This window comes from Mastigocoleus sp. MO_188.B34 (assembly GCF_030065675.1).
In the GTDB taxonomy this organism is placed as follows: domain Bacteria; phylum Cyanobacteriota; class Cyanobacteriia; order Cyanobacteriales; family Nostocaceae; genus Mastigocoleus.
The window spans coordinates 1-11,051 of the sequence record NZ_JASJDK010000189.1; the positions used below are offsets into that span (position 1 = coordinate 1).

The window sequence follows — 11,051 nt, forward strand, 5'->3', positions numbered from 1 at the left end:
GACGCTATAAGTCTGATTCTTACGTTCAGATATTTTCACAGCGTCACACACCCTACAGGAAAAATATGCCAGTTGCGTAAGTCCTATTTCAATTTCTTCGACTTTCTCAGGTATAACGATAAATAAGCAACTGCTATCGAGTTTCTTCAAGTCTGAAATAGGAATAATACGATATTTCCCAATGGAATGATCAGTTTGGTACTACGTTAAGGAAAGTTAATCTTAGTAAAGCAGCGACTAAAATTATTACTAATATCTTTATGTTTAGAGATTTCATATTTATTATACTTGTCTCAACATTTCACGCACTTTATAAATAAATTGATATCGAGAATATTTGACTTTTTATCCAGTACAAAACTAGTATGGCAATACTTAAAATACTTAGTACTATACCTACAATAAAAGCTTGCTCCCACTGATAACGCAGTTCCACTACATAGGAGCCTATATCTAATTTCAATTCAATCGTTCCATCATCAGATACATCGATTGGATGAGATTTTTTATTTACGTATAAACGCCAAGCTGGATAGTAATATGTTCGTACTTTGATTGTTGATATTTTGTCCGCTGTAACGTCGAAAATTCTGTTGTAGCTACCCCATTGATTAATCTTAATTGAGGCTTTACCACTCTTCACAGAAACTGAGGCCTGATCAATTGTAGGAGCAGAAGCTGGATTTCCATTATTTAGTAAAGGTAGATATTCTTTAGTATCTTTTAATTTATTTGTATAAGGATCGTGTAGTGCTGTTTGAACGCGATCAAAAACAGTAGCTTTCCAATGTTCTTCAGCCCTAGCAGCAGTAATATTACCTGGTTCACGAAGACCTGGTAAAGATAAAGACAATTGATAAGAATACTTCGCGTTCCAAAACCAAATACTAAAAATTATTAATAACATAAACATTCTTTGGCACAAACTTTTTCTCATCACTCCACTTACTGCTAGGGCAAACATCGCAGCCATCCCAAATGAGAAAAGACCCATTATTCTCCAAGGAAACTGAACCATTTGTAGTGTTTTACTGACTCGCCAAACAGGTTCAGAAAGGTAACTCATAAAGAATGATAAACCGATCAGAAAAAATAGCCAATAGCAAATTTTTTTCTGATAACTAATATTTTTACTGTGAGAATAAAATGCTATTGCAGATAAAGGAATGATGGTTAAAATTCCATATTTAAAAAAAGATTGTATATGTCCAGTAGTATTATTCGTTCCTTGCCATATAATAAGATTTTCTTTGAATCCACCCATAACATCTCTCATGAAATTAAGGTTGACCAAGGGTTTATCTATAATTACTGGTAGTAAATAAAAGGATACTATGCCAAAACCAACGAATGCAGAACCTACTGTGAAAATTACATTTTTCCAGGGTTGTTTTGGTAAATAAAATAACATGTATACTCCCCAACAAATAGTACACAGTAATAAATTAGGTAAATGGGTTACAGCTAAAAAAGCAAAACAAATTGCAAGTCCTACTCTCCATTTTGCTTTATAAATAGCTTTATCAGTCAATAATAATATTAGAGGAATCCATACTAAAGACCATGTTTCTGATAAAGCGCCTCTAATATATATATTAAATGACACATAAGGAGCAGTCATGTAAGCTAAAGCTCCGATGTAAGAAGCAACTATTCCCCATCGATTTCTACCATAAATATAGAAATTTAAACCCGAGCAAAAAACTGCTAATGCAAAGAGAGTAGTAATTGTTTGCTCAGTATTTAAACCAATTGTTTTAAGGGCTGAACCAATGTAATAAACCAGAGGAGGATAGAAAACAAAAGTGGGGCTACCATACCCATAATTAGTCCCAGCTAACCATCGAGGATACCAAATACCTTCAGACAGTTGCTTCGAAAAATGCTGTAACCAAGTTATGTGAATCAGAATGTCATGTGATTCAAAAATCACTCCATCACTAATCATTTTTCCGGTAATAGCTACAGCTACTAAACCTAAAAGGATAATAAACCCAGCTTCAATTACAAAATTATGTAAGGGGAAAGAAGGATTTGAATGTGCATGGTACAGTTCAGATGAATTATAAGACATGGTCTAAATTTTGATTAAGAGACTGTGTGAAATATTTTCTATTATGGAAAATTTGATATTAATTATTCTTCCATCTCCGTTCTCTCATCAAAACCATAGGATTCTCGTACAAAATATAGTGGACGTCCCTTGACTTCTTCGTAGACACGCCCAAGATATTCCCCAATAATACCCAGCGTTAGCAGCTGAACACCCCCCAAAAATAGTACGGTCACCATTAAGGATGCATAACCAGGTACATCTATACCAAATATCAGAGTCCGAATGATTAAAAAGCTGGCATAAAACAATGAAATTAGGGATATAGTCAGACCAATATAACTCCAAATTTTTAAGGGAAGAAAACTAAATGAAATAATCCCATCAAGGGCAAAGTTCCAGAGTTTCCAGTAGTTAAAAGTCGTTTGACCTTTAAAACGGGGTTCGCGATCAAAGAGTATGGATGTTTGTTTAAAACCAACCCAGGTAAATAACCCTTTCATAAAGCGCGTCCGCTCTGGCATTTGCTTGAGAGCTTCTACTGCACGCCTGTCTAGTAAACGAAAGTCTCCAGTGTTTCTGGGGATGGGTACGCGACTCATCTTACCAATCGTTCGGTAGAAAACATCAGCTGTCAAGCGTTTGAACCAACTTTCTCCCTGACGCGATCGCCGAGTTGCATAGACAATATCATAACCTTCACGCCATTTCACAAGTAGCTGCTCAATTAATTCTGGAGGATCTTGCAGGTCGGCATCAATAGGAACGACAGCAGCACCAGTAGCATAGTCAATAGCAGCTGTAAGAGCAATTTCTTTACCAAAATTACGGGATAAATTGATTGGTTTAATTGCTGAATTACGATTATGATGCCTAACTAAAGCTTTGAAAGTATTGTCTTTAGAGCCATCATTGACACAAACGATCTCATAAGTAGTGTTTAGAAGTTCTAATACTGATTCGAGTCGCTCAAATAGATAGTCGATATTCGGCTCTTCATTATAAAGAGGAACTACTACAGAAACTTCTACGGAGTCTACTGCATTATATTTTTTTTTTAAGTATTCTTACTGATGAAGATTTGACTTTTTTTTCTGCTGCTTCCATATATATTTCTCTCTTATTTTATAAAAATATTAAGCTCTACTTATAAAGCAATAAATAACTTTAGTTGTAAAAGTTCTTTTAAACTAGTTGTAACTACTGCAAAACACGGAAGCAATAGTATTTACACGTAATCAAGTTGTCATCAAAGCCGTAACTTTGTAGATTGTTAGTGCTATAGGTTTTGTTACAGAAATTAGAGACGGTGATTTAACCTTAAACAAGTATTATTTCTTGTTTTATAGCAATTCCCAATCTAGTTAGGTACATTTTAAAGCCCTTTACTTTGACATGAAAGATTTAGGTGTACCTCAGTTGCCTAGGAAACGCTATAGCTACATCGAGCTTAAGACTTGTTTATCTGCTTGATAATGGATAAAGGGTGTTTTATATCGTGGATGGAGTTTATTTTCCATTTTGCAGCTTATTAGCTCAGGGACAAGCACCGATTTCCATGAATATCGAACAGAAACATGATGCTCTCAAAATTTATTGTGATGAGGGAGGTCATGCTTTATTTGTAGAACTATTCTCAAAACAAGTACAAGAATCTTTTGAACTTAATCGTTCTGTAGTTGGTCGTCCCCAATTTGACCGAACTTTAGAAAGAATTATTCTAGAAAATCAAACTCGCTTGTCTCCAAATTTGATGAGATTATTTTTTGTCACTATTTCCGAGACTTTAGTCACTAAGATTCTTAATAACGTACCAAATGACCCTGCCGTTGCAGATGTCGTTCGAGATGTAATTGGCGACCATCCTGCTGATGAAGCTTTACACAGTGCTTATTTCCGTAAATTATTCCCATTATTGTGGAACAATCTCACAGCCTATGAGCAAGAGGAAATGGGTCAAATATTGCCACAATTTGTTTGGGCTTTTCTAGGTCCCGATCGTCAATTTGAATACAGCGTACTCAGATCGATGGGCTTCAATGCTAAAGATGCAGAAGGAATTTTGGAAGAAGTTTATGTACCTGCAAAAATAGCACAAGAGGTCAAACAAGCTGCAAAACCCACTTTGAAAATGTTTGAGTCTGCTGGTGTCTTTTCCCTACCAATCATCGAGCAATTCTTTGCAGATAGGGAATTAATTTAGTCAAACTAAATATTAGAATATTCCATCGGGATTATTGATAGCTAATATCCTCAAATAACCTCAATCTTAGATTAATTAGCATGTATTACGATTTATACGAATCTTCCAACTTCCCCGAGAGTTTGAGAGAAGCAAAACCAAGAAGCTTCTATTGTTTTATTCGAGTTGTTTAAACCTTATTTATAGCCTGTTATCTTTAATCCCACATTTTTCCTAGTAGTACTTTGTAATAAAAATCATGAAAAACGCCACTATCATCAGACATATTGCTTTTGAAGACCTCGGTAGCTTAGGAGATGTTCTCGAAGAGCACAACTATGCAATTAAATATGTAGAAGCTGGTTCCGATAATATCGTTGACATTGATGTCCTGAAAACAGATCTACTGGTAATTCTTGGAGGTCCAATTGGTGCTTATGATGAGCAAGATTATTCTTTTATTACAGATGAACTCCGTCTATTAAAACTTCGTTTAGATGCAGATTTACCCACCATAGGTATTTGTTTGGGCGCTCAACTTATGGCTCGTGCTCTTGGTGCTAAGGTCTATCCCAGTCATACCAAGGAAATTGGTTGGTCTCCGATTGAATTGAGTCAAGCAGGTAAAGATTCACCATTAGTTCATCTTGCTACTGATTATGCTGCTGTACTACACTGGCATGGTGATACTTTTGACTTACCTGTTGGAGCGACCCACTTAGCTTCTAGCTCCCAATATCAAAATCAAGCATTTTCTTTCGGAAAAGCTGCTTTAGCTCTACAGTTTCACCCAGAAGTTACAACCCGTGGTTTAGAGCGTTGGTGGATTGGTCATGCTTGCGAAATTGGTTCTACTGCTGACGTTACTATTTCAAATTTACGTAGAGATACTGCTACTTATGGCTGCATCTTAGAAAATAAAGCACGTAAATTGTGGCACGAATGGTTACTAAAGGTGGAAAGTAAACAGGGTATGCTTAATTCTGTAGCGTAATCACAAGTTCGGGTTAATCTGCATCAACTGACACAAAAATTTAATATTTAACGGCATGAATAATAACAATCTGGCTTTGGATTTTATTTCCAAGGTCAGTTTGTGTTGGTACTTCTGACGATATAGCGCTGTGGGTAAGTCATTAATATATTTACACTTTATTAAATTACCTTAAGGGTTAATTAACGGTAAATAAATATCAGCGATCGCTTCATGTTCGGGAACGTCGGGGAAAAAACTCACACGTTCAAAGGAAATCAATTGCTAGATTTAGCGGCTGAAATGTTTACTGTATCTGAGTTTGAGCGATTTTTAACTTCAAACAGGTTGGCGCAACTTTTGAAAGTATTGTTGTATAAGGATTTTAGCAATTTTGTTGACTTCTACTCTTGGCATCTCTTCGCCTAAAACAGTATTTTGGATGAGGTTTGCGCAAATGTACCTTGAAAATCAAATCAAATATATCAAGGGTTCCACAGCGAGCAGTTGAAACTTACTAAAATCCCTATTAGGTATTGAAACATTTTGTAAAAATTAAACCTTATTGGCAGAGAGCGTTGAAACTTACTAAAATCCCTATTAGGGATTGAAACTAGGATACTGGACTGACTAATGTCGCGATCAAGTTGAAACTTACTAAGGAATGAGAATTTAATTAACCTATAATTCTGAAATTTGGAATGGTGCGTTACGCGATGCTAACAGCACCCTACTGGACTGACACGCCTAAAATGATGCAATAGATTTGTCCTAAAATTTATTTCAATTAATGATTTTTGGATTTTGCTAATGCACTATTTTAGCTGTGTCAGTCCACTACTTTTCTACTTTATTTAATCCACATTCCTAAAATCCCTATCAGGGATTGAAAATACAAATCGCGATCAAAAACAAAATAGCCGATCGCTAACTCAAAAATTAGCAATCGGCTATTGAAAAAGTAACATTAAAATTTTTCAATTCTAATTCAATGCTTCCGCACCACCAACAACCTCAAGAATCTCTTGGGTAATTGCAGCTTGTCGCGCTTTGTTATACGACAATGTTAAAGTACCAATTAATTCACTGGCGTTATCACTCGCATTACTCATTGCTGTCATCCGCGCTGCTAATTCACTAGCTGCAGATTCTTGCAATGCTCGTAATAATTGGTTACTTAAATATAGTGGTAGTAAAGAATCCAAAATCTGCACTGGATTTTGTTCAAAAATCATATCCCGAGGTAAAGCACGAATTTGAGTGGTAACTTTTTCCCTTTCCACTTCAAATTGTCCACCCCGAGTAGTGAGACGGAAAATTTCGTCATCTGATGTTTCTAAACCTTGAACGTCTAGGGGTAACAAGGTTTGTACCACAGGACGAGAGCTAACTAATGAGACGAACCTGGTGTAAATTAACTCTATGCGATCTACACTTTCTGACAAAAATAAAGATAATAGTTCGTCAGCAATCTGAGAAGCTTCCTTTGCTGTGGGAATTTGCTCTAAACCAGTGTAGTTCGCATCAATTGGTTGTTCGCGACGTTGAAAATATTGGGTAGCTTTACGTCCAACAAGCACATATTTGTAACTTATACCAGCGGCTTGCAATTCTTTGGCACGATTTTCAGCGCGTTTGATGACGTTGGTATTATAACCACCACATAAACCCCTGTCACCAGTAATTACCAATAGACCAACAGATTTAATTTCCCTTTGTTTTAATAGCGGTAAGTTTACATCCTCAAATGCTAAACGTGTTTGTAAACCGTAAAGCACCTGTGCTAAACGATCTGCAAAAGGACGGGTTGAAGTTACTTGCTCTTGGGCGCGACGTACCCTAGCAGCAGCTACCAATCGCATCGCTTCTGTAATTTTTCTGGTGTTTTTGACCGACTTAATGCGATCGCGTATTGCTTTTAGATTTGCCATAATTTTTTAAGAATACAGAATACGGAATACAAAGTTTAAGATCTATAGCAGAAGACAGGAGCCAGAATACAGAAGTCAGGAGAATTTATGGTGTAACCTTCTTGTTTATACAGAGGAACAACTCAGATGCATGAAATGCGCTAACAGAATTCAGAAATCAAGAGAAAAGAAATTTTTATTCCTGACTCCTGACTACTGACTTTTGTACAGAAGACGTAGCATGCTACGTCTCTACGACTCCTGAATTCTTTCCTAAACTGTTGCTAAGAAGGTTTTCTTGTATTCAGTAATTGCTTCTTTCAAAACTTTTTCTTCGTTTTCACCCAAGACTTTGGTACTTTGAATACCTTGCTTGTACTCAGTCTTGTTAGTGTTCAAGTAATCCCGCAATCCTTGAGCAAAGTCAACGATTTTTTCTACTGGAATTTCATCTAAATAACCATTAAGTCCAGCGTAGAGAACAGCAACTTGCTCGTACACAGATAGAGGAGAGTTTTGGGGTTGCTTCAATAATTCCCGCAAACGGCTACCGCGTGCGAGTTGGTTTTGAGTTGCTTGATCCAAATCAGAAGCAAATTGCGCGAATGCTTGCAAGTCGTCAAACTGTGCTAGTTCTAGCTTTAGTTTACCAGCAACTTTTTTCATTGCTTTGGTTTGAGCCGCTGAACCCACACGGGATACAGAAATACCAGGGTTAACCGCAGGACGAACACCACCGTTAAATAAGTCCGCAGATAGGAATATTTGACCGTCGGTAATAGAAATTACATTGGTAGGAATGTAAGCAGATACGTCACCGGCTTGGGTTTCAATGATTGGTAGAGCAGTCATGCTACCTTTACCCAACTCATCACTGAGTTTAGCCGCACGTTCTAGTAAGCGAGAGTGAATGTAGAAAACGTCTCCAGGATAAGCTTCACGACCGGGTGGACGACGCAATAGCAAGGACATTTGACGATATGCCTGAGCTTGCTTGGTAAGATCGTCATAAATAATTAAGGTTGCTTTACCGTTGTACATGAAGTACTCAGCAATTGAAGCTCCGGTGTAAGGTGCTAACCATTGGAGAGGAGCGGGGTCACTCGCATTAGCTGCAACAACTACGGTGTAGTCCATTGCACCCTTGTCTTGTAAGGTTTGAACTACGTTAGCAACCGTTGAAGCTTTTTGACCGATCGCAACGTAAACGCAGATTACATCTTCTTCTTTTTGGTTAATAATGGTGTCAATGGCAATTGCAGTTTTACCAGTTTGACGGTCACCAATAATTAATTCCCGTTGACCACGACCAATGGGAATCATAGAGTCGATCGCTGTAATCCCAGTCTGCATTGGTTCGTGCACGGAACGTCGTGCTACAATACCGGGAGCCGGAGATTCAATCAAACGAGTTTCTGTAGTTTTAAGGTCGCCTTTACCATCAATTGCAACACCTAAGGCATCTACAACCCGTCCTACTAAACTGTCACCAACACCAATCTGAGCAATTTTAGTAGTAGCAGTAACTGAGCTACCTTCTTGGATATTCAGACCAGAACCCATGAGTACCGCACCCACGTTGTCTTCTTCCAAGTTTAGAGCGATACCAATAGTACCATCTTCAAATTCCAACAATTCGCCCGCCATGACCTTATCCAGACCATAGATCCGAGCAATACCGTCACCCACTTGGAGTACGGTACCGACGTTTTGAACCTTAACGTCTTGGTCGTATTGTTCGATTTGCTGCTGAATAATGCTGCTGATTTCGTCTGGTCTAATGCTGATAGACATTTTCTTTCTTCTTTGTTTTCAATAGATAAAAAGTTAAAAGCAAGGAGCTAAGAGTTGAGATTTAAGCAATTAAGAGTTATTGATGATAAGCAAATATGCTGTTTTTAGCAGCGCCTAGTGCTAAGTCCCCCTTCTCAACCGTCGTTATGACTTAAAGTTGTGATTTAAGAGTTATGAGGTATGAGTTAATCTGATTTATAATTCATAACTCCTAACTCCCAAGCCCTAACCCTTAGCTCCCGAGTCCTAATTTTTTCACGGCACTTTTCACGGTACTATTTAAGCGCATTATTTCAGCGCTAAAGATAGACGGCGTAGCTGTCCCCGCAAACTTGCATCAATTACTTGAGAACCAACTTTGATGATGACACCACCAATGATCTCACTATTGATGCTGGTTTCTAGTTCCACTTCCCGGGCATTAGTCATGCCTTTGACTTTATCTTTGATTGATTGTTGCTGCTCATCAGTCAAAGGTACTGCAGAAGTAACTTCTGCTAATACGGTTTGATTCATTTCCCGAAGCATTGACAAGTACTGTTGACAAACACCTTCGAGTAGAATAATCCGTCCTCTATCTACCAAAAGCATCAGAAAATTGCGAAAATAATTGTTGGTATCTTCGCCCAATATTCTATTAATGACTGCTTTTTTGTCTTCAGCAGTAACGAAAGGATTAGCAAAAAAGTTAGTTAATTCCTTGCTCTCTTTGAATAGACCGAGCAAGGAACGCACATAATTACCAAATTCTTCTGTTTGGTTATTTGATTTTGCAACCGACATTAATGCTTCAGAATAAGGTTGGACTACTTCAGCTAGTTCTGCTTTGCTTTTCATGTCTAACCTCCTATGAGCGCAATACTGCGGTCAATTAATGTCTGCTGAGCATCATCAGCAACTCCTGACTGAAGTTCCGATTCAACTTTTTCTAAGGCTGAAGCGACGACGGAGGCTCGCAGTTGCGCGATCGCTTTTTCTCTTTCTGAATTTAGATCGGCTGCTGCAGCTTCTTTTAACTTCTTCACATCTTCATCGGAACGTTCCAAAATTGCTTGCTTAGCAGCAGCAGCGCTTGTTTGTGCTGTTTTGAGAATATTTTGGGCTTCTGCTTGTGCTTGGGTTAACTTTTCTTGCGCATCAGCAAGCTCAGCAGCTGCTTCTTTTGCACGTTGCTCTGCTTCCTGAATAATAGCTTCAATACTTGAACGCCGTTCTGAAAGGATATTGCTTAAAAGTGGACGCCCAAAATAAACCAGTATCCCAATCAGAAGCCCTAAGTTAATCAGATTGGTTTCTAAAATATCGAAGTTCAGACCGAAACCACCTTCTGCAACTTCGGAGTGAGCGGCGCTTGCTTCTGCCGCTAATAAAAACAAACTCCCGATTGTAACCATCTGTTGCGTTATTCGATTACTAGTAGGTTAGTTTCTCCGCTGTGGAGATAACAGTGCTTAATTAGACACTGAATTGGGGTAATTAATCAACTGCTTAATTAATAGATTAATTAATAAGTTAATTTATATAGCGGATTGGGAATAAGTAAGGTACAGGTCAAAAGCTGAAAGTCATTATTAAAACAAATTCCACTCCTGGATCCTGTCTTCTTGTCTCCTGAATTCTCAATTATGCTATAACTCAAAATTACCCCTTGCCATAGAGACATTAATAAATCAGACATGAGGGAACTATTCTAACCATCTTGTCTTTGGAAGTACCACCTGGCGTAACCCCAAAGGGTTGCACGTAACCCCAAAGGGTTGCACGGAGCAATCGAATCGAGTATTCTCTCAACTATCCGACAAGATCTGGTCCTAATAGTTTGATCTTAATCTGCCGACTTAACTCGTCTACCTGTTGCTGTAGAGTATTGAAGGCTTCTTGTTTTTGCTGTTCTATTTCCCGAGATGCTTGCTCTCGTTTTGCAGCAGCTTCTTTTTGAGCTTCTGCAATTTTCTCAGCATAAACTTTCTGACCTTCTTCGCGAGCTGCTAAGATTAAAGCTTGTGACTGTTTGCGAGATTCAGCTAACTGAGTCTCATAATCCTGGATCACTCTTTTCGCTTTCGCTAAGCGTTCGTCAGCATCAACTTTATTTGTACGGATGTAGTTATCCCGGTCATCAAGTGCTTTGGTCAGCGG

At 38.1% G+C, this 11,051-nt stretch carries 8 protein-coding genes and 1 pseudogene; 2 read left to right on the top strand and 7 right to left on the bottom strand.

All coding sequences use genetic code 11. The features are described 5' to 3' along the window. Positions 1–310: 310 nt before the first annotated feature. Together QNJ50_RS27110 and QNJ50_RS27115 are read right to left on the bottom strand one after the other, a co-directional pair. Positions 311–2,074 carry a hypothetical protein gene (locus QNJ50_RS27110; RefSeq protein WP_300641864.1) on the bottom strand — a complete coding sequence of 588 codons (1,764 nt, stop codon included), beginning with the start codon at positions 2,072–2,074 and terminating at the stop codon, positions 311–313. Positions 2,075–2,136: 62 nt separating this feature from the next. Continuing rightward, positions 2,137–3,066, bottom strand: a pseudogene (locus QNJ50_RS27115) (glycosyltransferase family 2 protein); the annotation flags it as partial. Positions 3,067–3,551: 485 nt separating this feature from the next. Between QNJ50_RS27115 and QNJ50_RS27120 the strand changes: the two are divergent. Together QNJ50_RS27120 and QNJ50_RS27125 are read left to right on the top strand one after the other, a co-directional pair. Next, positions 3,552–4,256, top strand: coding sequence for a diiron oxygenase (locus QNJ50_RS27120; protein ID WP_300641867.1), 705 nt, complete (start codon positions 3,552–3,554; stop codon positions 4,254–4,256). Positions 4,257–4,494: 238 nt separating this feature from the next. Next, complete coding sequence (locus QNJ50_RS27125) at positions 4,495–5,229, top strand: glutamine amidotransferase (RefSeq protein WP_300641870.1); 735 nt, start codon at positions 4,495–4,497, stop codon at positions 5,227–5,229. 962 nt (positions 5,230–6,191) lie between these two features. Here the strand turns inward: QNJ50_RS27125 and QNJ50_RS27130 are convergent. The 5 genes from QNJ50_RS27130 to QNJ50_RS27150 all read right to left on the bottom strand — a co-directional run. Then, entirely contained in the window at positions 6,192–7,139 is a 948-nt protein-coding gene (locus QNJ50_RS27130; protein WP_300641872.1) for a F0F1 ATP synthase subunit gamma, read from the bottom strand. Between the two features lie 252 nt (positions 7,140–7,391). Next, positions 7,392–8,912 (bottom strand): F0F1 ATP synthase subunit alpha, encoded by a 1,521-nt coding sequence (gene atpA / locus QNJ50_RS27135; protein ID WP_300641875.1) that lies wholly within the window; start codon positions 8,910–8,912, stop codon positions 7,392–7,394. Between the two features lie 288 nt (positions 8,913–9,200). Continuing rightward, positions 9,201–9,749 (bottom strand): ATP synthase F1 subunit delta, encoded by a 549-nt coding sequence (atpH, locus tag QNJ50_RS27140; protein ID WP_300641878.1) that lies wholly within the window; start codon positions 9,747–9,749, stop codon positions 9,201–9,203. Between the two features lie 2 nt (positions 9,750–9,751). Next, positions 9,752–10,306: a F0F1 ATP synthase subunit B gene (locus QNJ50_RS27145; protein ID WP_300641881.1), complete on the bottom strand. Its 555-nt coding sequence runs from the start codon at positions 10,304–10,306 to the stop codon at positions 9,752–9,754. A gap of 397 nt (positions 10,307–10,703) precedes the next feature. Next, positions 10,704–11,051: F0F1 ATP synthase subunit B' (locus QNJ50_RS27150; protein WP_300641884.1), on the bottom strand; the 348-nt coding region annotated here is incomplete at its 5' end.

What these genes read in the sequence shown, in the direction of transcription:
- QNJ50_RS27130 (WP_300641872.1), bottom strand. Translation starts at nt 7,139, where the DNA reads ATGGCAAATCTAAAAGCAATACGCGATCGCATTAAGTCGGTCAAAAAC.
- QNJ50_RS27125 (WP_300641870.1), top strand. Translation starts at nt 4,495, where the DNA reads ATGAAAAACGCCACTATCATCAGACATATTGCTTTTGAAGACCTCGGT.
- QNJ50_RS27145 (WP_300641881.1), bottom strand. Translation starts at nt 10,306, where the DNA reads ATGGTTACAATCGGGAGTTTGTTTTTATTAGCGGCAGAAGCAAGCGCC.
- QNJ50_RS27110 (WP_300641864.1), bottom strand. Translation starts at nt 2,074, where the DNA reads ATGTCTTATAATTCATCTGAACTGTACCATGCACATTCAAATCCTTCT.
- atpA (WP_300641875.1), bottom strand. Translation starts at nt 8,912, where the DNA reads ATGTCTATCAGCATTAGACCAGACGAAATCAGCAGCATTATTCAGCAG.
- atpH (WP_300641878.1), bottom strand. Translation starts at nt 9,749, where the DNA reads ATGAAAAGCAAAGCAGAACTAGCTGAAGTAGTCCAACCTTATTCTGAA.